This is a genomic window from Myxococcus sp. AB025B (assembly GCF_006518215.1).
In the GTDB taxonomy this organism is placed as follows: Bacteria; Myxococcota; Myxococcia; order Myxococcales; family Myxococcaceae; genus Myxococcus; species Myxococcus fulvus.
Genome location: NZ_SRLW01000161.1, coordinates 1 through 22,306, shown reverse-complemented (window position 1 = coordinate 22,306; position 22,306 = coordinate 1). Strand labels below are relative to the sequence as shown.

Below are 22,306 nucleotides of genomic sequence, written 5' to 3'. Positions count from 1 at the left end.
CGCCCCCGCCCACCCACGGCGGCGGCTACTACACCTTCGTCGTCTCCATGACGAACCTGCTCACCGCAAGCCCGTAACCGCGCTGCATTCGCACACCGCCTCGATTTGTCCTGGCCGGCGGACACCCGCTATCGTGTCCGCCGGCCTCGTCGTTCCTCCCGACACCGGACGTGAGCAGCACCCCGTCCCGCCCCACTTCATTCGCTCGACGAATGAAGTTTTCCGCTCCCGCCGCGCGCCAGCCTTCACGACTTCGCGCCCGCGTGGACAATGACTCTCACCGGCGCCACCGCCGCGTCGCGTCAGGCATTGTGCCCTGCGCGCGCCGCAAACGCAGACGTGCGCGAACTTGCAATCCGCCAGACGTCACTGGTACTTTCTTCGCCACTCGAACGAATGCGGCGCCGGTTCGTCACGGAGTGACGGTGGGCCCCGGGGGTGTGGGCGATGGGCACGGCGTGATTCACCGCACGCTCCTCTGAAGCAGAGCGCCTTTCATGACGCATCGCACCGCGCGAGCGCCACCTGTGTGCGTCGACTGGTTTCTTCGCAGCAAGAACGAAGTTTTCCAGCAGGGAGGGGAAGCCCATGCAGCACAAGCGTTTCGCCTGGACGTGTGCCGCGGCGGGGATGCTCGCCGCCATGAGTCTGCTCGGCGCGTGTGACCCGGAAGAGGACGACAAGACGCAAGACCCGCCCGCCGACGCGGGGACGAAGCCCGACGCGGGGACGCCGGACGCCGGTGCGCCCGACTCCGGGGCGCCTGACTCGGGGACTCCTGATTCAGGGACGCCGGACGCGGGTGAGCCTCCTCCGGACGCGGGCACGCCGGACGCGGGCCCCACGGTGACGCTGCCCCTGGCGGTGGACAGCCACTGGGCGGCGAGCGGCTACATGGGCGACGGCGAGCTGGGCACCATCACCTATGCGTCCGAGTGCGCCTCGCCTCGGCCCGGCACGGGCAAGGGCACCTGCCACAAGTTCACCTATACGGTGGGCGGCAACAACTGGGGCGGCGTGTGGTGGCAGTACCCGGAGAGCAACTGGGGCGACCTGCCCGGCTTCGAAATCCCGGACGGCGCCTCCGTGCTCTCCTTCTACGCCTGGGGAGCCTCGGGCGGCGAGGTCGTCAAGTTCCTGGCCGGCCTGAGCACCAAGGCGGACGGATTCACGCTGGATACCGGCGACGTGACGCTCACGACGACGCCAACTGAGTACACAATCGACGTCAGCCGCGTCCGATACCGGAAGGTGGTGGGTGGTTTTGGCTGGGTCGCGGGAGGCAAGCCCTCTCCGGTCGTCTTCTTCATCGACGACATCCAGTGGCGGTGACCCCCACCATCCTCCACGCGGTGGAACGGAGCGTAAGGGGACGATGAAAGTGGGAACGGCGGCACGGACGGTCGACGCGGCGGGCATGCGGGCGCAGAACAGCAGCCTGCTGCTGAACATGATCTGGCGCGAGCGCCAGATTTCCCGGGCGGAGATTGCCCGGAGGACGGAGCTCAGCCCGTCCACCGTGTCGGCCATCGTCGCGGACCTGGAGCACTCCGGGCTGGTGCGCAGCATCGGCGCCGGCGTGTCCCGGGGTGGCCGCCGGCCCACGCTCATCGGCTTCCGGGATGACGCCTTCAGCATCCTCGGCGTGGAGATGGGCGCCACCCACGTCACCGTCGTGCTCACGGACCTCAGGGGCCGCGTGCGCACGCACCGCAACAGCGCGCAGCAGGTGCGCAACGACCCCGAAGGCACGCTCAAGTCCATCCGGGCGCTGGTGCAGGAGTGCCTGGACGCCGAGCGCGTGCCCCGCAAGTCCGTGGTGGGCCTGGGCGTGGCCGCGCCCAGCCCGGTGCACCCGTCCGCGCCGGGGAAGCTCTCGCCGCTCATCCTGCCGGCCTGGCGCGGCTACGACGTGCGCGAGGCGCTGGGCAGCACGTTCGATTTGCCGGTGCTGGTGGACAACGACGCGAACCTGGGCGCGCTGGCGGAGTGCTACTGGGGCGCGGGCATCAACGGGGAGGACCTGACGTACATCAAGCTGGCCACGGGCATCGGCTCGGGCCACATCATCCACGGCGACGTGTACCGCGGCGCCGGGGGGACGGCCGGAGAGATTGGCCACATCGCCGTGGACTCCGCGGGGCCGCCGTGCCTGTGCGGACTGCGCGGCTGCCTGGTCACCCTCATCGGGTCCGGCGCGTTGGTGGAGCGCGCGCGGGAGCTGATGGGCACCAAGGGCCGCAAGGCGCCGACCATCCGCGAAATCGTCGAGGGCGCGCGCGCCGGGGACGCGGCGGCGCGGCAGATCATCGACGGGCTGGGCCAGTACCTGGGCATCGCGGTGGCGGGCCTGCTCAACCTGCTCAACCCCGCCATCGTCGTGCTCGGCGGGGAAATCTCCTCCGTGGGGGACCTGCTGCTGGACCCCCTGCGGGCGTCGGTGCGCAAGCGCGCGCTGTCCACGTCCATGGCGGAGACGCGCATCGTCACCTCCGCGCTGGGCGACAGGTCCATCGCGGTGGGCGCGGCGACGCTCGTGCTCCAGGCGGCCCTCCGGGACCGCACGTTGTTCCCACTCCAACACGTCGGAAGAATCGCATGACCTCCAGCCGACTCCTCGCGTGGTGCCTGCTCCTGGGGAGCGTGGCCTGTGACCCGGCCCGCTCCAAGAGCATCGAGCCCCCTCCCACCATCCACCAGCCCTCGCATCAGGATTGGCGGCTGGTCTGGCAGGACGAGTTCGACGGCGCACCGGGCACCCCGCCCTCCCCCGAGCGGTGGAACGCGGACGTCGGAGGAGACGGCTGGGGCAACGCCCAGTACGAGCACAACACCGCGCGCACGGAGAACGCGTCACTGGATGGCGAGGGCCACCTGGTCATCACCGCGCGCAAGGAGCGCTACCAGGGCAACGACTACACCTCCGCGCGCCTGAACACGCGCGGCAAGTTCGAGCGCGCGTACGGCCGCTTCGAGGCGCGCATCCAGCTGCCCACCGGCAAGGGCATCTGGCCGGCGTTCTGGATGCTGGGCGCCAACTTCCCGCAGGTCGGTTGGCCCGAGTGCGGCGAGATCGACATCATGGAGCACCGGGGTCAGCTGCCCGCCATCGTCCGGGGCTCGCTGCACGGCCCGGGCTACTCGGGCGGAGAGAACGTCGGCGGCGAGCACGTGGTCAGCGGGGGCAAGCTGTACGAGGACTTCCACCTCTACGCGGTGGAGTGGGACCCCGACCGCATCCGCTGGTTCGTCGACGACGTCGCGTTCCTCGAGGTGACGCCCAAGGACTTGCCGGCCAACCGGCGCTGGGTGTTCGACCATCCCCACTTCCTCATCCTGAATATCGCGGTGGGCGGCAACTACGTGGGGCCCATCGACGGGACCACCCAGTTCCCCCAGACGATGCGCGTGGACTACGTGCGCGTCTACGCGAGGGCGGAATGAGGCCCGCGGCCTCACTGCTCTCCCTCCTCCTGCTGACGTTGGCCGCGTGCTCGAACGAGCCCAGGCCCCGTCCGCCCGGGACGCTGTTCGTCTCCGTGGAGCAGCAGAGCGCGTGGGTGCGCAACTTCAACCCGCTGTTCCCGGGCGCGGGCTCGCGCTGGCCCACGCGCGCGGGCATCTACGAGTGCCTGGAGCTCTACACGCCGTCCACCGGCGGCTTCACGCCGTGGCTCGCCACCGGGCATGCGTGGTCCGAGGACCGCCGCACGCTGCGCTTCACCTTGCGCGAGGGCGTGCGCTGGTCCGACGGCAGGGCCTTCAGCGCGGAGGACGTGGCGTACACGTTCCAGCTGTTGCGCAAGCACGCGGCGCTGGACGCGGGCGGCGTGTGGCGCTTCCTGTCGGACGTGCGCGCCGAGGGGCCGCACACGGTGGCGTTCCAGTTCTCGCGCCTGTTCATCCCGGGCTTCGGAGACCTGGCCGCGCAGCCCATCGTCCCCAGGCACATCTGGGAGTTGGTGGCGGACCCGGTGACGTTCACCAACCCGAGCCCGGTGGCCACCGGCCCCTTCACGCAGGTGAGCCTGTTCCGCAACCAGGTGTACGAGCTGGGCCGCAACCCGTACTACTGGCAGCCCGGCAAGCCCGCGGTGCGCGCGCTGCGCTTCCTGGCGTTCCCCACCAATGACCAGGCGAACCTGGCGCTGGTGGAGGGCGAGGTGGACTGGGCGGGCAACTTCGTCCCCGCGGTGGACCGCACCTTCGTGTCCAAGGACCCGAAGCACCACGCGCGCTGGTTCCCGCTCTACGGCAGCACCGTCTTCCTGTACCCGAACACCACGCGGCCGCCGCTGGACGACGTGCGCGTGCGCAAGGCGCTGAGCATGGCGCTGGACCGCGAGCGGCTGGTCGAAATCGCGATGTACGGCTACACGCGGCCGGCGGACGCCACGGGCCTCAATGACGCGTACGCGGGCTGGCGGGACGCGGACGTCGCGGACGACGCGTGGGTGCGCCACGACGCGAAGGAGGCCGCGCGGCTCTTGGACGAGGCGGGCCTCATCGCGGGCGAGGACGGACTGCGGCGTGGCAAGGACGGCCTGCCGCTGACGCTGGACATCGAGGTGGTGGGCGGCTGGTCGGACTGGGTGCGCGCGGGCCAGGTGGTCGCGCGCGACTTGCGCAAACTGGGGCTGCAGGCGCAGCTGCGCACGTACGAGTTCGGCGCGTGGCAGGCGCGGCTGCAGAAGGGCGAGTTCCAGCTGGCCATCTCGTGGTCACTGGACGGGCCCACGCCGTACACCTTCTACAAGTGGATGCTGTCCTCGGCGACGGTGCGGCCGGTGGGCGAGGTGGCCGCGGCGAACTGGCAGCGCTACGGCGACGCGCAGACGGACGCGCTGCTGGAGCGCTTCGAGGGCACCGACTCGCGCGACGAGCAGCAGGCGCTGATGGCGCAGGTGCAGCGGCGCTTCTCGGAGACGGCGCCCGCGATTCCGCTGTTCCCGAACCCGTCCTGGGGTGAGGCCAACTCCAAGCGCTTCACCGGCTTTCCCTCTGAGGCGAACCCGTACGCGCGGCTGTCCCCGCACGCCGAGCCGGACAGCCTGCTGGTGCTGACGACCCTCACGCCGAGGGAGCCCTGACCATGTCCTACGTGCTTCGCAGGCTCGGCTTCTATCTGCTCGCGGCGTGGGCCTCGCTGACGATGAACTTCGTCATCCCGAGGCTCGCGCCTGGAGATCCGGCCACGGCGATGTTCGCGCGCTTCGAGGGGCGCATCTCGCCGGAGGCGCTGGTGGCGCTGAAGACGGCCTTCGGCTTCACGGACGCGCCGTGGCACGTGCAGTACGTCACGTACCTGAAGCACCTGCTCTCGGGCGACCTGGGGCTGTCCTACGCGTACTACCCGTCGCGCGTGTCGGAGGTCATCGGCACGGGGCTCTTGTGGACGGTGGGGCTGGCCGGGTGCGCGGTGGTCATCAGCTTCGCGGTGGGGACGATGCTGGGCGTGCTGGCGGCGTGGAACCGGGGCGGATGGATGGACTCCGCGCTGGCGCCGGCGCTCGCGTTCCTGGGGGCCTTCCCCTACTTCTGGCTGGCCATGCTGGCGCTGTACCTCTTCGGCTTCGGGCTGGGGTGGTTCCCGCTGCGGCACGCGTACTCGCACGACGTGGAGCCGGGGCTGACGCTCTCGTTCATCGCGGACGTGGGGCGGCACGCGGTGCTGCCGGCGACGTCCATCGTGGTGGCCACGCTGGGCGGGTGGATGCTGAGCATGCGCAACACCATGGTGGCCGTGCTGGGCACGGACACGCTGCGGCTGGCGCACGCGAAGGGGCTGCCGCCCCGGCAGGTGATGCTGCGGTACGCGGCGCGCAACGCGCTGCTGCCCAACGTGACGGGCTTCGGGATGGCGCTGGGGTTCGTGCTCAGCGGCTCGCTGCTGACGGAGATTGTCTTCTCGTATCCGGGGACGGGCTATCTGCTCATCCTCGCGGTGCGCAACCAGGACTACCCGCTGATGCAGGGGCTCTTCCTGGTCATCACGCTGGCGGTGCTCGCCGCGAACTTCGCGGTGGACCTGCTCTGCCTCTGGCTGGACCCGAGGACCCGCGCCCATGCGTGAGACCCTTCGACGCCTGCTCCGCCAGCGGAAGGCCGCGGTGGGAGGCAGCATCCTGCTGGGCTTCCTCTTGCTCGCGCTGGTGGGCCCGTGGCTGGTGATGGACCCCACGGAGTTGGTGGGCCAGCCGCATCAGCCGCCTTCGCGCGCGCACCTGTTCGGCACGACGGGGCAGGGACAGGACGTGCTCGCGCAGACGGTGGTGGGGGCGAGGGAGACCCTGGCCATCGGCTTCGCGGTGGGCGCGCTGGTGACGCTGGTGGGCGCGCTGGTGGGAATCACGGCGGGCTACCTGGGCCGGCGTGTGGATGACGCGCTGACGCTCACCACCAACGTGTTCCTGGTCATCCCCGGGCTGCCATTGGCCATCGTGCTGGGGGCGTACCTGCCCTCGGGGCCGATGCGCATGGTGGTGGTGCTCACCTTCGCCGGCTGGGCGTGGAACGCGCGGGTGTTCCGGGCGGAGGCGCTGGCCTTGCGCGGCCGGGACTTCGTGGCGGCGGCGGTGGTGGCCGGGGAGAGCCACGCGCGCATCATCGCCCGGGAGCTCTTGCCCAACATGGCGTCGCTGGTGGCGTCGTCGTTCATCGGGAACACGCTGTACGCGGTGGGCGCGCAGGTGGGGCTGGAGTTCCTGGGCCTGGGCGACGTGGGCGCGGTGACGTGGGGCACCAACCTGTACTGGGCCGGCAACGACGCGGCGCTCCTGACGCGCTCGTGGTGGATCTTCGTGCCCACGGGGCTGTGCATCGCGCTGGTGGGCTTCTCGCTCACGCTGCTGAGCTCCGCCATCGACGAGGTGACGAACCCCGCGCTGCGGGCGCCCCCTTCGGCGCCGGTGCCCGCGAAGGCGGTCGAGGCGTCCTCCGAGGTGCCCGCGTCCGGTGCGCTCCTGAGCGTGCGTGGGGTGTCCATCGAGTACATGACGGCCTCGGGGCCTTCGCGGGTGGTGGACCAGGTGTCGCTCGACATCGCGCCGGGCGAGGTGTTCGGGCTCGCGGGTGAGTCGGGGAGCGGCAAGTCGACGCTGGGCTACGCGCTGTTGAGGCTGCTGCCTCCGTCGGCGGCGATTACCCAGGGCCGCATCCTGTTCGACGGCACGGACGTCACCGCGCTGTCGCCCGAGGCGATGCGCGAGTTCCGCTGGAGCCGGGTGTCCATGGTGTTCCAGAGCGCGATGAGCGCGCTCAATCCGGTGCTTTCGCTGGGGGAGCAGTTCCACGACACGCTGGCGGCGCACGGGGGGAGCTCCCGCGCGGCGTCCCATGCGCGGGCGCGCGAGATGCTGGCGATGGTGGGGCTGAAGCCGGAGCTGGTGCACGCGTGGCCGCACCAGCTGTCGGGCGGCATGCGGCAGCGGGTGGGCATCGCGCTGGCGTTGGCGCTGGAGCCGAAGCTGGTGGTGATGGACGAGCCCACGACGGCGCTCGATGTGGTGGTGCAGAAGGAGCTGCTCCAGCGGGTGGTGGAGCTGAAGGACCGGCTGGGCTTCGCCGTCCTGTTCATCACGCACGACCTGCCGCTGCTGCTGGCGCTCGCGGACCGGGTGGGCATCCTCCAGGCCGGCAAGCTGGTGGAGGTGGACACGGCACAGCGGCTGCGCACGGACGCGAAGCATCCGTACACGCGGATCTTGCTCTCGTCCTTCCCGCACCTCGGCGCGGCCGACGTGGCGACGCCACCACCGGATGTCCTCGAGCACGCCTCTCTCAAACCCGCACAGGCCGCCATGCCCGGAGGTCGCCGATGAGCCCGAGGAGTCTTCGGTCCGATGCGCGCAGTCACACCGACTCCGTGCGGATGCCATCGCGCGGCGTGGCCCACGGGACCTCGACGCGACAAGCGCAGGAGCGCGGCTTTCGCGCTCGCGGTCTGGCGCACCGCGCGCCCCAGGGGTTTCCGGTGAGCCCGCTGAGACTCCAGTCCGATGCGCGCAGCCACACCGACTCCGTGCGGATGGCATCGCGCGGCGTGGCCCACGGGACGTCGGAGCCCAGGCCCGACGAGCTCAGGGGCCCGGCCTTCGCGCTCGCGGCCTCGCGCCCTGGGGGCGTCCGATGAGTTCCCCGCTCCTGGAGGCCATGCGCTTGTCGAAGAGCTTCCCGTTGGGAGGCTTCCTCTCGCGCTCGCGGCGCAAGGTGTTGCAGGACGTCTCCTTCTCGCTGGCGCGCGGTGAAATCCTCGCGCTCGTCGGTGAGTCCGGCAGCGGCAAGAGCACCCTGGCGCGCCTGCTCGCGCGGCTGGACACCCCGGACGGCGGCGAGCTGCGGCTGCACGGTGAGAACGTCCTCGCGCACGACGGCCGCGCCGCGTCGCTGTCCTACCGCGCCCGCGTGCAGATGGTCTTCCAGGACCCGTTCGCCTCGCTCAACCCCGTGCACACCGTGGCCTATCACCTGGAGCGCTCGCTCCTGCGCCACGGCAAGGCCCAGGGCGTGGAGCTCAAGCGCCGCGTGCACGCGCTGCTCGAGTCCGTGGGCCTGACGCCCGCCGAGCAGCTCGCCCGGCGCTATCCACACGAGCTGTCCGGCGGCCAGCGGCAGCGCGTCGCGGTGGCCCGAGCGCTGGCCGTCGAACCCGACGTCATCATCGCGGACGAGCCCACGTCGATGCTCGACGTCTCCACACGCCGGGGTGTGCTCCAGCTCCTCAAGGGCCTGACGCGCGAGCGCGGCATCGGCATCCTCTTCATCACCCACGACCTGGCGAGCGCGCGACACCTCGCGGACCGCGTGCTGGTGCTCTACGCGGGCAGCGTCGTGGAGACGGGCCACACCCGCGAGGTCCTCCAGGCGCCTCGCCACCCGTACACGCGCCTGCTGCTCTCCGCGGTGCCGGACGGCGTGGACTTCCTGCGCACGCCGCTGCCGGCTCGCACTCCCGCCGGGCCCGCGCCGCCCCTGGGCTGCGCCTTCGCCCCGCGCTGTCCGCACGCGGACGTGCGCTGTCACGAATCGTTTCCCCCCTTCCACCATTCCGCGGCGGAGCACCACGTCCGCTGCCACCTCGAGTCCTCGAAAGGAGTCCCTGACGATGCGGCAGTTTCCTCGTGACTTCGTGTGGGGTGTCGCCACCTCCTCGTACCAGATTGAAGGCGCCACCGATGTTGACGGGCGCGGTGAATCCATCTGGGACCGTTTCTCCGCCACGCCTGGGAAGATTCAAGACGGCACCAACGGCAACGTCGCCTGCGACCACTACCATCGGTGGCGCGAGGACGTGGAGCTGATGCGCTGGATGGGACTGAAGTCCTACCGCTTCTCCATCGCGTGGCCCCGCATCCTCCCCACGGGCCGCGGCAAGGTGAGCCAGGCGGGCCTCGACTTCTACTCACGGCTGGTCGACGGCCTGCTGGAGGCCGGCATCGAGCCCTGCGTCACCCTGTACCACTGGGACCTCCCCCAGGCGCTCCAGGACCAGGGCGGCTGGGCCTCGCGCGACACGGTGAGCGCCTTCGTCGAGTACGCGGACGTCGTGAGCCAGAAGCTCGGCGACCGCGCGAAGCGCTGGATTACGCACAACGAGCCCTGGTGCATCAGCGTGCTGGGCTACGCCAACGGTGAGCACGCGCCCGGCATCAAGGACTGGGGCCAGGCCCTGGCCACGGCCCACCACGTACTCCTGTCCCACGGACAGGCGGTGCCCGTGCTGCGCTCCAACGTGTCCCAGGCGGACGTGGGCATCACCCTCAACCTGGTGCCCGCCGAGCCCGCGTCGCCCAGCGCCGAGGACCTGGAGGCCTGCCGCTCCTTCGACGGCGGCTTCAACCGCTGGTACCTGGACCCGCTCTACGGACGCGGCTACCCGCGGGACGTCATCCAGGACCATGTCGCCGCGGGCCATCTGAAGTCGGACACCCTGCCCTTCCTGCGCGCCGGAGACCTGGAGGACATCTCCACGCCCATCGATTTCCTCGGGGTCAACTACTACAACCGCGCCGTCCTGCGCAGCGACCGCATCCCCGAGTCGCAGAACGCGCCGCGCACCGTCCACGTCAGCAGCGAGAAGACGGAGATGGACTGGGAGGTGAGCCCCCACGGCCTCACCCAGCTGCTCGTGCGGCTGCACCAGGACTACAACCCGGGCCGCCTCTACGTGACGGAGAACGGCGCCGCGTACGGCACGGGCCCCGACGCGGACGGCCGCGTGCGCGACACCAAGCGCGTGCAGTACCTGCGGCTGCACCTGGAGGCCTCGCTCGAGGCCATCCGCCAGGGCGTGCCGCTCCAGGGCTACTTCGCCTGGTCCCTGCTGGACAACTTCGAGTGGGCCTACGGCTACCAGAAGCGCTTCGGCATGGTCTACGTCGACTACGCCACCCAGAAGCGCATCCCCAAGGACAGCGCGCACCTGTACCGCGCCGTGGTGGCCCAGAACGGGCTGGATGTGGAGCTGGCCGCATGAGAGCCCTGTTCCTCGCACCCCTGCTGACCCTCGCCCTGCACGCGCCCGCGGGCTTCGCCCAGGAGGTCCAGGCGCCTCCCGTCCAACCCGGCGCGGCACAGCCCTCCGCCGCGCCCGTGGAGAACGCTCCGCCCGCCGCCGCGCAGCCCGGCGGCGCGCCTCCGCCCACCACGTCCACGCTGCCCGAGGGACCTCCGAGTCCCGCACCGTCGCCCCAGCCCATCGCCCTGCCCACCGTGGACGTCACGGCGGGCGCGGAGAAGGCCACCGTCGTCAAGCTGTACCGCGACGAGCGGGGCTTCAAGCTGAAGGTGGACGGTCGCGACTTCCTCATGCGCGGCATGAACTGGGGCTACACGCCCATCGGCGAGAACTACCGCTACTCGCTCTGGAACCAGCCCGACGACTTCGTGCGCGCGGTGCTGGCGCGCGAGATGACGCTGCTGCGCGACATGGGCGTCAACTCCATCCGCCAGTTCGACGACATCCCGCCGCGCTGGGTGGAGTTCATCTTCAAGAACTACGGCATCACCACCGTGGTGAACCCGCTGATGGGCCGCTACGGCGCCACCGTCAACGGCGCCTTCGTGCCGAACATCGACTACTCCAACAAGACGCACCGCGAGGCGCTGCTCACGGAGCTGGCGAAGAAGGTGGAGGTCTACCGGGGCGTCCCCGGCGTGCTGCTGTGGCTGCTCGGCAACGAGAACAACTACGGCCTGCACTGGACCTCGTATGAAATCGAGGCGCTGCCCGGCCAGGAGGACGCCGCGCGCGCGGTGCACCTGTACACGCTGATGGGGGAAGCGGCGCGGACCATCAAGGCGCGCGACGTGAACCACCCGGTGGCCCTGGCGAACGGCGACCTCCAGTACATCGACCTGGTCGCGCAGCACGCCGCGGACATCGACATCTTCGGCGCCAACGTCTACCGCGGCCCGAGCGTGCGCGACTTGTACGAGGAGGTGCTGCGCAAGGTGGACAAGCCGGTGCTCTTCTCGGAGTTCGGCGCGGACGCGTACAACGCGAAGGAGGGCCGCGAGGACCACCTGGCGCAGGCCGAGTACCTGCGCCAGCAGTGGGAGGAGATCTACACCCAGACGTACGGCCAGGGCCGCGTGGGCAACGCGCTGGGCGGCTTCGTGTTCCAGTGGGTGGACGGCTGGTGGAAGGTGGGCCAGGAGTCCAACCTGTCCCTGCACGACACCACGGCCTCGTGGCCCAACGGCGGCTACGCGGCGGACTTCGTGCCGGGCCAGAACAACATGAACGAGGAGTGGTTCGGCATCTGCGCGCTCGGCACGCCGGATGACGCGGGCATCTCCCGCATCCAGCCGCGCACGGCCTACTACCTCCTGCAGGCGGCCTTCCGGCTGGACCCGTATGCCGAGGAGACGGACCTGGACCGCATCCACGCGCACTTCGGGGCGCTGCGGCCCTCGGAGCTGTCGAAGGGGTACGAGTCCTCCATCGCCCTGGCGAAGGCGGATGAGCTCAGCGCGGTGCGCGTGTCCAACCTGCGGCTGGTGATGGACAGCTCGCTGTCGCGCGGGAGCATCGCGACGACGCGGCCGAACCAGACGGCCTCCGACCACACGGAGTCCATCTTCTTCGACCTGGCGCTCCAGCCCGCCACCGGCGTGTACGGGCGCGCGTCGTTCAACGTGGTGGGCAACGTGGCCACCAACCGCCTCAACAACCTGTTCTACGAGAACCGGGGCAACACGCCCGCGCCGACGACGCCCACGCCCGGTGTCTCTCCGACGCCGGGCGTGGCGCAGCCGGGCGTGTCGGGGTTCGACCGGTTCGCGCTGTACCAGGCGGAGTTCAAGCTGGACCGCACGGACTTCGCGCTCGAGGGCTTCTACCGCGTCGGCCACTACCACTGGGGCGAGGAGGGCGACTTCTTCGGCCTGTACCGCGAGGCCAACTACGGGCCGAACATCGACATCTACCATGGCAACGCACCCTTCGGCGTGGTGCTCAGCGGCAAGCGCGCGTACGAGGGCTTCAAGCTCGCCATCGGCCCGGAGCTGTACTGGGGCGCCAACCCCTCCATCGTCGCCAAGTACCGCAAGGGCTTCGGCAACGCGGCGCTGACGCTGGTGCACCAGGAGGACATCGCGCGCGGCGGCACGCAGCAGACGGCCTCCGTCATCCGTGAGCGCGTGGCGCGCCGCACGGCGCTGACCTTCGAGTGGAACCAGGGCCCGCTGTCCGTGGACGTGGGTGGCATCCTCGCGGCGCCGCAGCGCATCGGCGAGGAGTTCACCTGGACGCGCGAGACGAACGGCCCCGGCTACCAGGGCACGGGCCAGGAGGTGCTGCGCGACAAGGTGCAGTTCCTGGACACGCTCGGCGCCAAGGCGCGGGCCACGTATGACTTCGGCGGGGCGCGCGTGTTCGCGCAGGGCTCGTTCCGGGGACTCGTGGCGGACGGCGGTCCGGAGCCGAGCATCGTGCTCACGGGCTGGAGCCTGCGGGAGAGCGGGCGCGGCAACCACTTCGGCGCGCAGGCGGGCGCGGCGTTCCAGCTGGGCACCATCGAGGTGGCGCCCAATCTGCTGTACCAGAAGCCGCTCATCGGACCGAACCCGAACATCCCCGACACGTTCGACCGGGAGACGGGCACGTACTTCCCGGCGGTGCGCGCGCGCAACGTGTTGCAGGACGCGTTCACGGTGCTCGACAACCGCGAGACGCTGGGCGCGGAGCTGCTCATCACCTTCGACCCGACGCCCGGGACGTGGTTCTGGCAGTGGGACCGGGAGATGCGCGAGGACGCGCCGTTCGCCGCGGGCCTGGACCTGGTGTACCGCCACCAGCCGACGTCGCGTGACGCGAGCATCGCCATCCTCGCGGATGGCAGCGCGGTGCCGTTCGCTGGGGCTCCGCCCGCTCGGGACGAGTGGGAGGCGTCGCTGCGCATGGTGGGCAATCCGTCGCAGCGGCTGAAGCTGTACGGCACGGCGTTCGTGGGCAGCAACCAGTCGGGTGGCGAGGACGCGCGGCAGGTGCGCCGCTTCGGCCTGGACGCCAATGCGCTGTACGACACGCTGCTGCTGGCGGCGCAGGTGCGCTTCAACGACTGGGGGCCGTACGACTACCACCGCATCTTCAACCTCACCTATCCGCTGCAGGTCGGAGGCGATTTGTCCTACGGCCTGAAGCGTCCGGTGCTGGGGGCGGTGTCCACGCGCTTCGGTCTGCGAGGGCTGGTGCGCATGCTGAACGAGTACTCGGAGGGCCTGAGCACGACGGCCATCGCCGAGGGGCTCGAGGGCCGCGAATACGAGGTGGGTGCGTATGCAATCCTTTCGCTCTGAGGGACGACGGATGAAGACGTGTCTTGTGCTCCTCGCGGCGCTGGCGGCCTCCGGGTGCTACGACCGCGCGAGCTATGTCTATGGCGAGTCGATGGAGGACCTGACGCTCCAGGTCCACGACGCGACGATGGGCGTGCACCCGAGCACGACGGTCCTGGACGACCCGAACAACCCCTTCGTGGACTCGACGCCGGGGACGGAGACGAAGTGGCTCATCCAGGCCAACGCTGGGCCGGTGGCCTCGTTCTACGCGTGGGCCACCTTGCTGGCACGCGGGCCGTATGGCGAGGCGCAGTACTACGTGGGGTTGAACCTGCTGGGCGTGTACCAGAACGGGCTCGCGTCGCAGCAGGACCTGCCGGTGGTGCGGGAGCTGGCCATCAAGGCGTACCAGTCGGTGCTCGACAACTTCCCGGACGCGGTGACGTACGACGCCACGGGGACGATTCAGTACGAGCTGGTGACGCCGGCGTACAAGGCCATCGTGGAGATGGGTGGGACGGTGACGGGAGGGTGGGTGCTGGTGCGGACCTCGAGCGGCGCGGACAAGGCGGTGCGGCCATGAAGCGGACCTTGGGCGTGGTGCTGCTGATGCTGGGGGCCTGCCGGCCGGACCCGGGCGAGTCCGACTACGAGAACCATCAGCCGTCGGTGCAGGGGGACGCGGGACCGAATCCGGAGGAGGAGTTCCTGCCGGGTCCGTTCCCCTACCAGCAGGGCCAGCGGCGGCTGTTCGTGGGCTTCTACGAGGGAGGACGCTCGGAGGAGATCATCATCAACGACGTGGACTCGCACATCTACCTGTACGAGGGCACGGTCTCGATTGCCTCGTCTACGACGCGCGTGGAGGGGAAGCTGTCGGACCGCGTGGTCCACGCGGGCAAGGCGTGGCTCGGCTTCGGCATCCACTGGGACACGCCGCGCAGCCTGGACGGATGGAAGACGCTGCACGTGAGCCTGCAGTCTTCGGACCCGGGGTTCGCCGCGGTGAAGATTGGGATGAACGACACGGAGGGCTTCCAGGTCGACGCGACGAAGTATGGGTATGCGAATGATGGACAGTGGCATCACCTGGCCATCCCCCTGGCGGACTTCGCGGCGGGGGGCGTGAGTCTGGCGGCGGTGCAGGCGCCGTTCGTGCTGCTGTCGGGCGCGGGGCCCTCGGGCAACACGCTGCTGCTCGACAATCTGTACTTCACGAACTAGCCGGCGAGCCTGGGTGGCGGCGGCGCGCGGAGTTGCAATGATTGCACATTTGCAATTCTGAGTCCATCGTCACCCAGGGTCGACATGACAGTCATTGCTGGGCGGTCGGCAACTCCGACGCGAGATTGCGTCCTGCGTCTCGGCCGCGCAGCATGACCGTCGACGGGCCGCGACCGACCGATGGGGTGACTCGCGCGCGACAGCAGGCGCAGGGCCGTCATGTCCGCAGTGACACCCCATCGACGGCCTCCCCCGGGCCGTAGGAGTTGCCTCGTCATGACTCGAACCAGACTCTCCCTCGTCACCGCCGCCCTGCTTTCGGTATTCCTGGGCGCATGCAGCCCGGAGCCACAGCCGGGTGAGGGGGACACGGAGGCGATGACCTCCGAGAGCGCGCTGTCCCAGGACACGGCCGAGCAGGACCCCAGCCTCGCCGCCTGTACCGCCACGGCGGTCTGCGGCACCTGCACCACGCTGAATTGCACGGGGACGGCCACGTGTTCTGCGGCGAATGGACCCACGGGCTTCGCCACCTGTGATGGTGTCACCCAGGCTTGTCGGACGTGCTCGTTCGGCGGGGTGACCTACAACGACGGACAGCGTGTCCCGTCTTCCATCACCATTGGCTGCTCCGCGAAGCTCAACGGCCGGTGTCTGGGTGGCCCCTTCGCGGGCCGGGCCTGCGTGTCCAGCGGACAGTGCGGCGCCGAGTGCTGCAACGGCACCTGGCAGTAACGCATCGGGCGCGTGAGGGCGTCTTTCATGCGCCCTCGGTCTTCACGGCGACAGGGTACTGCCCTGTCGTCGTGCGGCAGACGACTGTCTGACAATGCCCTCTGTCAGACAGGGATGCCAGCATCCGCCGACATGGACTCTGCCCATGATGGACTGAGGTGAAGCATGCGTGCCGGTCTCTGGCTGCTGTGCCTTGCCATCCTTCTGATGGGTTGTTCGGGAGTCGAGTCGTCAGCAGGTCGACGTCGTGCCTCCGTGCTTCGGCAGCACGATGCTCGGTCAGGGGAGGTTCTTCGCGACGATACCGAAACCTCGCGCGCGTCTTCGTCGGCCGGACTCCGGAGCGCTTCAGGAGCGCACGTCGAGACGTTCGAGGACTTGCTGAAGAACGCCGGGCTCGAGGAGCAGGACGACCGGCCCATCTCCGGCAACAGCCTCACGCCAGCACAGGCGGCGCGGCTGCTCGCGACGCTTTTGCGCAAGCCTGTCACTCTTGGGACCTTTCCTTCGCGAATGGCGGTGGGCCACCTGCTGCGTGAAGTTCTCGAGCGAGGGCCGGTGGCGCCCGCCGAGCTACAGCGGCGCGTCGGACGCTTCCGTCAGATAGCGGTGCTCCGTCCGGATGGATGCCTGGCATGGGCGCTCACAGGGCGGGCGCAACAACGCATCGGTGAGGTCGAATGGGAGGATGGAGCGTTCCGGGCGCATCACTTCGAACTGGGACGCTTCTATGTCAGCAACGGCTTCGTCTTCCGGCTCGCGAATGAGCGACTGGAGCCCATCGACAGCGCCGTGTTCGTCGAGGTGTACGACGACGCGGACTATCTCGGCCGCGCGATGGATGGCGCGGAGTCCGCGTTCCTGAAGCTGGCGCTCTCGGTGGGGCAGTTGCTCACCCATCCACTCGACAGCCTCGCCGAGTTGAAGAACCTGCCCTCCGGAGTGGCCGCGCTCATCACCGCGTCTCCCGCCTACTTCGAGCGATTCCGGCACATGACTCGCGGAGAGCAGGTCCGCGCCGCCGCTGAACTGGCAACCAACCTCCTCGTCACGGCGGGGACGGCTTCGGCCACGACTCGCACGGTGACGGCAGCCCTGACGGGCGCCGAAGCATACGCTCCGGTGCTGTCCCTGTCCGCGCAGGGGGTGCTCCGCGTAGAGCGGCTGGCGGTGCCTGTGGGGCGCGCGGCAACGGTGATGGGTGGCGGCCCCGGCGCGGCCATCGTGCTTCATCGCGCCAACTCGGCGACCACCCAACCGTCGGGTGGTCCTGGACCGGGCCAGTGGGGTCCCGCGAAGGAGTCCATGTCCCCACGCGCTCGCCGCTACCAGGAACAGATCTCCGGCCACTCGGCGGACGAGGCATACTGGGTCGGTGGCGTGAAGTTCGATGGCTTCGAACAGGGCGTGTTGCTGGAGGCGAAGGGACCGGGCTATGCCCAGTTCTTCGATGACCTGGAGCCCAAGGACTGGTTCCAACATTCAGGAGCCAAGAGCCTTGTCGACCAGGCGAACCGACAGAGCCAGCAAGTGCGGAGCCTCGGAGTGCTCATCGAGTGGCATGTCGCCGAAGCGCGAGCCGCCGAAGCCATTACCCGACTCCTGGAGCGCAACAGCATCAAGGGCATTCGCGTCATCCACTCCCCCGCGCGCTGAGGAACCCAAAGCGTGACCGAGAACGCCGCTCCCGAACCTTGCTACGCGGGTGCCTATTGGGGCCCCCGCAGGGAGTCGCCCGAGGACTGCGCTCGACGCACAGCGCACCTTCTCCCGCTCCTGGCGTCATGCGACCCCTTCCTTGCCCAGTGGTACAAACCCACCCGGTCCACGAGGGACAGGCGTGCCCATCCCCTCATGCCTCCCGATGAAGCCGTCCTGTCCGACCTGTTCCGCGGCGGCGCCAATCGAGAGTCGGGCGGTCCCATCATCGAGGAGCTCGGCTACAGCTTCTGGTTCGGCAATGGGGGCTCCGGCGCCGACAGCGCCAGCCTGCAAATCAAGTGTGGCGAGTACGCTGGAGCCAACCCCAACTGCTGCCTCATGCCACTTCCCAGGAAAGGACTGAACGCGGAGCGAATCACCACCGCGCCCGTCCTCACGAGCATCGTCCGCAGCCAGGTGCTGGCCTGGGAGCCGGACTGGGCCGTGGCCACGTCCGACGACTACCGCAAGCGGATGAGTCCCACTTCGGACGCGGGCACCTTCGTGGGCTGGGTCACCTACTTTTCGCGCCATCGAGGAACGGTGCCACCCCTTCCCGCTCCGGTCCGCATCGAGCCCGTCGAGAACATGGGCACCCTCATCATCCTCACTCCCGAGCGTGTGACGACCCACGACGCGGGGCACGTCCAATTGGGCAGGCGCGTCGGTGAGCTTCTCGGCAGGGCTGGACTCCTGCGTCCCGTCGTCCCCTGACTGCCGCTCACCGCCTGCGCCACCGCGCATCACCCGCCTCCGCGGTGAGCAGGATGAGCGTCGCCGTTATCGCGGACTCCACGTCCGGTGGGTCTCCGGTCAGCGCGTCCCGGTACAGGAAGAACTGTCCCACCCGGACGATGACGTTCGACAGCGCATCCAGGTTCATCGCCGGGCGGATGAGCTTGTCCCTCACGCCCTCCTCCAGCGCCCTGCGGATGCTCGCCGCGCAGCGCTCCTCCACGCGGCTGCTCTTCGACATCAGCACGCGCATCGCGTACTCGGAGTCCTGCTGGATGAAGCGCCGGAGCGGCGCGTCCTCCACAATCAACTGGATGAGCCGCTCGGTGACGTTCGCCAGGTACGCCGCGCCCTCCCCCTGGAACTCGCCCCTCGCCGCCGTCAGCGCCGCGTCGAACCGGGACGAGAGCACCTCCCCATAGAGCAGCTCGCGCGTCCCCGCCCACCGGAACACCGTCGCCCGACTGACGCCCAGCTCCTGCGCCATCCTGCCGATGTCGAACCGCTCCCCCTCACTCCACCACCGCATCGCCAACGCGAACAAATCCCTCGGCGTCGCCCGCGAGGGCGCCTCCAGCCGCTTCGACAACGGCGTCACCCGCACCCGCGCCTTCTCGCGCGAGGCCGGACGCGTCGTCCTCGACGGCGCCCCCTTCGCCCTCCGCCGCACGGGCTTCGCCCCCGTCCGCTTCATGTCGCCGCGCTCAGCATCTTCCGGCGCCGCCGCTTCATCCCCGCCACCAACACGCGCTGGTACAGCGTGGGCAACAACCGCTGCATGAAGTCGATGAGCACCGCGTCCCCACCGATGAGCTGACGACGCCGGTTCTTGTGGATGGCCGTGACGATGTCCTCCGCCGCCCGCTCCGGCGTCGTGGCGAACGCCTTCTCGAAGTCACTCGACGAGCGCTCGTCCGTCCACCCCCGCCGCACCGTCACCCGCGCGTTGCGCGCGATGTTCGTCTTGATGCCTCCAGGGTGCACACACGTGACACCGATGCTCCCGCCCTCCACCTCCAGCTCCTGCCGCAGCGCCTCCGTGAACCCCTTCACCGCGAACTTCGCCGCGTTGTACGCCGCCTGCGTCGGCACCCCGATGAGCCCGAACACACTCGACACGTTGACGATGTGCCCCGCGTCCACCGCCTTCAGGTGCGGCAGGAACGCCTTCGTGCCGTACACCACGCCCCAGAAGTTGATGTTCATCAACCACTCGAAGTCCTCGTACCGCGTGTCCTCGATGGTCGCCCCCAACGCCACACCCGCGTTGTTGATGACGATGTGCACCGCGCCGAACTCCCGCGCCACCTCGTCCGCCCACGCGTGCACCTCTTCGCGCTTCGCCACGTCCACCCGGTCCACCCGCACCCGCACCCCGTGCTCCCGGCACTTCGCCTCCGTCTCCGCGAGCCCCTGCGGATTCACATCCGACAGCGCCAGGTGACAGCCCCGCTTCGCCAGCAGCACCGCCGTGGCCCGGCCGATGCCCGAGCCCGCGCCCGTGATTGCCGCGACCTTGTCCTTCACCGTCTTCATGTGCTGGCTCCGTTTCGCGCCCGGCTCGGCTCCACCTCGTCGAGCATCCGGCGCAGCAACCGCGCGACCTCCACCGTCGCCTCCCGACAGGCCCGACTCAGCCCCGACATGTTCGCGAACGCATGCACCAGCGAGTCGAAGCGGCGCAGCGTCGTCGGCGTCCCCGCCTCCCGCAGCGCCGTCGCGTACGCCTCCGCCTCGTCCCGCAGCGGATCGAACCCCGCCGTGACGATGAGCGCCGGTGGCGCCCCCACCAGCGACTTCTCCTGCCGGGGAGACACCCGGGGGTCCGCCAGCGGCGTCGTGCTGCCCATCATGTACTGCTCCTGGTACCACTCGACATCCACGCGCGTGAGGAAGAACCCCTCCGCGAAGTGCGACAGCGAGCCCCAGTCCCGGGTGCGGTCCATCGTCGGGTACAACAGGAACTGGAGCGCCGGCTTGCGCGTGCCCTCGCGCACCGTGTGCTGCGCGACGACGGCCGCCAGGTTCCCACCCGCGCTGTCGCCTCCCACCGCCACCCGCTCCGGGTCCGCGCCCAGCGACGCCGCGTGCTCCAGCGCCCACTCGAACGCCGCAATCGCGTCCTCCACCGCCGCGGGGAACGGATGCTCGGGCGCCAGCCGGTAGTCGATGGAGAGCACGTGCACGCCCGCGTGGTGACACAGCCGCCGGCACGGCGAGTCGTGCGTGTCCAAATCCCCCATCACGAACCCACCGCCATGGAAGAACACCAGCAGCGGCCGCCCCCGTGAGTCCCCGGGCGGGACGTAGTGCCGCGCCCGCAGCGGGCCCTGCTTCGTCTCGAGCACCCGCGACGTCACCGACGCCACCGGCACCAGCACCCCCGAGTGCATCAGCGCCTCGCGCCGCAGCCGGTTCCGCGACTCGGCGAGCGGCAGCTCCGACTTCCGGGGCACTCCCTTGCGCTCCCGCAGCGAGAGCAGCAGTTGCACCTCGGGGTCCAGGCGCAGCCCGTCAATCACCACCGGCGGCTTGCCGGACAAGCGCACCAGCATCGGCGGCGGCAGGCGGAACAGCGCGCTCGCGACCTTGAACTCCAGGCGCTCCAGGAGGGTGAGCTTCGTGTCATCAGCCATGTGCCAGCTTCCGGTGACGAGTCCCCGCCGTCGCGCTCGAACGCCCGTGCCGGGCGATGGCCACGTACTCCGACGGCTCGAAGGCGGAGACTCGATGGTGGTAGGAGAACGTGAAGCCGGGCCACAGCGTCGAGTTGCGCCCGGTGGCATCCAGATACCAGCTCACGCACCCGCCCGTGAGCCAGACCGTCCGCGCCATCCGCGTGTCGACGTCCTGGATGAACGCCTCCTGCGCGTCGGCCGTGGGCTCCACCGCCGCGAGCCCTCGCCCCTCCAGGTAGCGCAGCGCGCTGAGCACATGCGCGAACTGGGCCTCCATCATCAGGATGACGGACGTGTGCCCCAGCCCCGTGTTGGGCCCCAGCAGCATGAAGAAGTTGGGGAAGCCGCTCACCGACGTGCCCAGGTGCGCCTTCATGCTCCCCGCCCACGTCTCGGTCAGCGAGCGCCCATCCCGTCCCCGGATGTGCCGCGCGAAGGCGGGCTCCGTGATTTGGAAGCCCGTGCCGAAGATGAGCGCGTCCACCGGGTGCTCCGCGCCCGTCGTGGTGACGACGGAGTGCTCGCGCACCTCCTGGAGGCCCTCCGTGACGACCTCGACATTGTCCCGGGTCAGCGCCGGCAGGTAGTCGTCCGAGACGAGCACGCGCTTGCAGCCCATCGTGTAGCCGGGCGTGAGCTTCGCGCGCAGCACCGGGTCCTTCACCGAGTCGCGCAGGTGCCGCTTCGCCCCTCGCTGGGCAAGCCGGATGATCCACGGGTGCATGAAGGCCAGCGCGGACAGCTCCTTCACCGCGTAGATGCCCAGGCGCGTCAGCCACCGCGCCCCAGGGACTCGCGCATACAGCCACTGTCTCCACGCGGCGATGGGACGGTCCTCGCGCGGCAGAATCCACGGCGGCGTGCGCTGGAACAGGACCAGCCGCGACACCTTCGGCTGGATGACCGGGACGAACTGGATGGCGGACGCGCCCGTGCCCACCACCGCCACCCGGCGCCCCTCCAACGCGTAGCCCGGGTCCCACCGGGCCGAGTGCATCACCTTGCCCTGGAAGCGCTCCAGCCCCGGCAGCGAGGGCACCACGGGCTCGCTGAACGCGCCCGCCGCGAAGATGAACACGTCCGCGGTGAACAGCCCCTGCGACGTCTGCAAGCGCCAGTGCTGCGCGGCCTCGTCCCAGGAAGCCTCCTCCACGGTGTGGTGGAAGCGCACGTGCGGCAGCACCCCGAAGCGCTCCGCGCAGTCGCGCAGGTACGCCTGAATCTCCGGCTGCGGCGAATAGGCCCGCGACCAACGCGGGTTGGGCGCGAAGGAGAACGAGTACAGGTGCGAGGGCACGTCACACGCGCAGCCCGGGTACACGTTGTCCCGCCAGACGCCGCCCACGTCCCCCGCCCGCTCCAGGATGACGAAGTCCTCCATCCCCTCCTGCTTCATCCGGATGGCCATGCCCAGGCCACCAAAGCCGCTGCCAGCGATGGCCACGTGGAAG

The 22,306-nt window shown here is 69.8% G+C and carries 18 protein-coding genes; 14 read left to right on the top strand and 4 right to left on the bottom strand.

The features are described 5' to 3' along the window. Nucleotides 1–588: 588 nt before the first annotated feature. From FL311_RS25010 to FL311_RS24945, 14 genes are all read left to right on the top strand, one after another. Nucleotides 589–1,332 (top strand): hypothetical protein, encoded by a 744-nt coding sequence (locus tag FL311_RS25010; RefSeq protein ID WP_141328662.1) that lies wholly within the window; start codon nucleotides 589–591, stop codon nucleotides 1,330–1,332. A 43-nt stretch (nucleotides 1,333–1,375) separates the two neighbouring features. Then, nucleotides 1,376–2,602: an ROK family transcriptional regulator gene (locus FL311_RS25005; protein WP_141328660.1), complete on the top strand. Its 1,227-nt coding sequence runs from the start codon at nucleotides 1,376–1,378 to the stop codon at nucleotides 2,600–2,602. Next, complete coding sequence (locus FL311_RS25000) at nucleotides 2,599–3,444, top strand: family 16 glycosylhydrolase (RefSeq protein WP_141328658.1); 846 nt, start codon at nucleotides 2,599–2,601, stop codon at nucleotides 3,442–3,444. Before FL311_RS25005 ends, FL311_RS25000 begins: the two co-directional genes overlap by 4 nt. Beyond that, nucleotides 3,441–5,090 carry an ABC transporter substrate-binding protein gene (locus tag FL311_RS24995; RefSeq protein ID WP_141328656.1) on the top strand — a complete coding sequence of 550 codons (1,650 nt, stop codon included), beginning with the start codon at nucleotides 3,441–3,443 and terminating at the stop codon, nucleotides 5,088–5,090. Before FL311_RS25000 ends, FL311_RS24995 begins: the two co-directional genes overlap by 4 nt. 2 nt (nucleotides 5,091–5,092) lie before the next feature. Continuing rightward, nucleotides 5,093–6,073 (top strand): ABC transporter permease, encoded by a 981-nt coding sequence (locus FL311_RS24990; RefSeq protein WP_141328654.1) that lies wholly within the window; start codon nucleotides 5,093–5,095, stop codon nucleotides 6,071–6,073. Beyond that, a complete protein-coding gene (locus FL311_RS24985) occupies nucleotides 6,066–7,820 on the top strand; it encodes a dipeptide/oligopeptide/nickel ABC transporter permease/ATP-binding protein (RefSeq protein ID WP_141328652.1) in 1,755 nt (584 codons plus the stop codon). Before FL311_RS24990 ends, FL311_RS24985 begins: the two co-directional genes overlap by 8 nt. 307 nt (nucleotides 7,821–8,127) lie before the next feature. Then, nucleotides 8,128–9,123, top strand: coding sequence for an ABC transporter ATP-binding protein (locus tag FL311_RS24980; RefSeq protein ID WP_141328650.1), 996 nt, complete (start codon nucleotides 8,128–8,130; stop codon nucleotides 9,121–9,123). Next, nucleotides 9,104–10,474, top strand: a complete 1,371-nt coding sequence (locus FL311_RS24975; RefSeq protein ID WP_141328648.1) for a GH1 family beta-glucosidase — start codon at nucleotides 9,104–9,106, stop codon at nucleotides 10,472–10,474. The genes FL311_RS24980 and FL311_RS24975 overlap by 20 nt, the downstream gene beginning before the upstream one ends. Next, nucleotides 10,471–13,800: a hypothetical protein gene (locus FL311_RS24970; protein WP_228557059.1), complete on the top strand. Its 3,330-nt coding sequence runs from the start codon at nucleotides 10,471–10,473 to the stop codon at nucleotides 13,798–13,800. The genes FL311_RS24975 and FL311_RS24970 overlap by 4 nt, the downstream gene beginning before the upstream one ends. Nucleotides 13,801–13,810: 10 nt before the next feature. After that, nucleotides 13,811–14,365, top strand: a complete 555-nt coding sequence (locus tag FL311_RS24965; RefSeq protein WP_194869357.1) for a hypothetical protein — start codon at nucleotides 13,811–13,813, stop codon at nucleotides 14,363–14,365. After that, nucleotides 14,362–15,006: a putative glycoside hydrolase gene (locus FL311_RS24960; protein WP_141328644.1), complete on the top strand. Its 645-nt coding sequence runs from the start codon at nucleotides 14,362–14,364 to the stop codon at nucleotides 15,004–15,006. Before FL311_RS24965 ends, FL311_RS24960 begins: the two co-directional genes overlap by 4 nt. A gap of 276 nt (nucleotides 15,007–15,282) precedes the next feature. Continuing rightward, a complete protein-coding gene (locus FL311_RS24955) occupies nucleotides 15,283–15,741 on the top strand; it encodes a hypothetical protein (RefSeq protein WP_141328642.1) in 459 nt (152 codons plus the stop codon). A 378-nt stretch (nucleotides 15,742–16,119) separates the two neighbouring features. Then, entirely contained in the window at nucleotides 16,120–17,397 is a 1,278-nt protein-coding gene (locus FL311_RS24950) for a Tox-REase-5 domain-containing protein (protein ID WP_228557058.1), read from the top strand. A 12-nt stretch (nucleotides 17,398–17,409) separates the two neighbouring features. Continuing rightward, the gene (locus FL311_RS24945) at nucleotides 17,410–18,156 is read left to right on the top strand and encodes an immunity 52 family protein (RefSeq protein ID WP_141328638.1); all 747 of its coding nucleotides are present in this window, start codon (nucleotides 17,410–17,412) and stop codon (nucleotides 18,154–18,156) included. Between the two features lie 7 nt (nucleotides 18,157–18,163). Here the strand turns inward: FL311_RS24945 and FL311_RS24940 are convergent, their stop codons facing one another. The 4 genes from FL311_RS24940 to FL311_RS24925 all read right to left on the bottom strand — a co-directional run. Beyond that, nucleotides 18,164–18,871: a QsdR family transcriptional regulator gene (locus FL311_RS24940; protein ID WP_083560025.1), complete on the bottom strand. Its 708-nt coding sequence runs from the start codon at nucleotides 18,869–18,871 to the stop codon at nucleotides 18,164–18,166. After that, entirely contained in the window at nucleotides 18,868–19,713 is an 846-nt protein-coding gene (locus FL311_RS24935; RefSeq protein ID WP_141328636.1) for an SDR family oxidoreductase, read from the bottom strand. The genes FL311_RS24940 and FL311_RS24935 overlap by 4 nt, the downstream gene beginning before the upstream one ends. Beyond that, nucleotides 19,710–20,813 carry an alpha/beta hydrolase gene (locus FL311_RS24930; RefSeq protein WP_194869356.1) on the bottom strand — a complete coding sequence of 368 codons (1,104 nt, stop codon included), beginning with the start codon at nucleotides 20,811–20,813 and terminating at the stop codon, nucleotides 19,710–19,712. The genes FL311_RS24935 and FL311_RS24930 overlap by 4 nt, the downstream gene beginning before the upstream one ends. Further along, the coding region (locus tag FL311_RS24925; protein WP_141328632.1) for an NAD(P)/FAD-dependent oxidoreductase at nucleotides 20,806–22,306 on the bottom strand (1,501 nt) is incomplete at its 5' end. The genes FL311_RS24925 and FL311_RS24930, both read right to left, overlap by 8 nt.

What these genes read in the sequence shown, in the direction of transcription:
- FL311_RS25010 (WP_141328662.1), top strand. Translation starts at nt 589, where the DNA reads ATGCAGCACAAGCGTTTCGCCTGGACGTGTGCCGCGGCGGGGATGCTC.
- FL311_RS25005 (WP_141328660.1), top strand. Translation starts at nt 1,376, where the DNA reads ATGAAAGTGGGAACGGCGGCACGGACGGTCGACGCGGCGGGCATGCGG.
- FL311_RS25000 (WP_141328658.1), top strand. Translation starts at nt 2,599, where the DNA reads ATGACCTCCAGCCGACTCCTCGCGTGGTGCCTGCTCCTGGGGAGCGTG.
- FL311_RS24995 (WP_141328656.1), top strand. Translation starts at nt 3,441, where the DNA reads ATGAGGCCCGCGGCCTCACTGCTCTCCCTCCTCCTGCTGACGTTGGCC.
- FL311_RS24990 (WP_141328654.1), top strand. Translation starts at nt 5,093, where the DNA reads ATGTCCTACGTGCTTCGCAGGCTCGGCTTCTATCTGCTCGCGGCGTGG.
- FL311_RS24985 (WP_141328652.1), top strand. Translation starts at nt 6,066, where the DNA reads ATGCGTGAGACCCTTCGACGCCTGCTCCGCCAGCGGAAGGCCGCGGTG.
- FL311_RS24980 (WP_141328650.1), top strand. Translation starts at nt 8,128, where the DNA reads ATGAGTTCCCCGCTCCTGGAGGCCATGCGCTTGTCGAAGAGCTTCCCG.
- FL311_RS24975 (WP_141328648.1), top strand. Translation starts at nt 9,104, where the DNA reads ATGCGGCAGTTTCCTCGTGACTTCGTGTGGGGTGTCGCCACCTCCTCG.
- FL311_RS24970 (WP_228557059.1), top strand. Translation starts at nt 10,471, where the DNA reads ATGAGAGCCCTGTTCCTCGCACCCCTGCTGACCCTCGCCCTGCACGCG.
- FL311_RS24965 (WP_194869357.1), top strand. Translation starts at nt 13,811, where the DNA reads ATGAAGACGTGTCTTGTGCTCCTCGCGGCGCTGGCGGCCTCCGGGTGC.
- FL311_RS24960 (WP_141328644.1), top strand. Translation starts at nt 14,362, where the DNA reads ATGAAGCGGACCTTGGGCGTGGTGCTGCTGATGCTGGGGGCCTGCCGG.
- FL311_RS24955 (WP_141328642.1), top strand. Translation starts at nt 15,283, where the DNA reads ATGACTCGAACCAGACTCTCCCTCGTCACCGCCGCCCTGCTTTCGGTA.
- FL311_RS24940 (WP_083560025.1), bottom strand. Translation starts at nt 18,871, where the DNA reads ATGAAGCGGACGGGGGCGAAGCCCGTGCGGCGGAGGGCGAAGGGGGCG.
- FL311_RS24935 (WP_141328636.1), bottom strand. Translation starts at nt 19,713, where the DNA reads ATGAAGACGGTGAAGGACAAGGTCGCGGCAATCACGGGCGCGGGCTCG.
- FL311_RS24930 (WP_194869356.1), bottom strand. Translation starts at nt 20,813, where the DNA reads ATGGCTGATGACACGAAGCTCACCCTCCTGGAGCGCCTGGAGTTCAAG.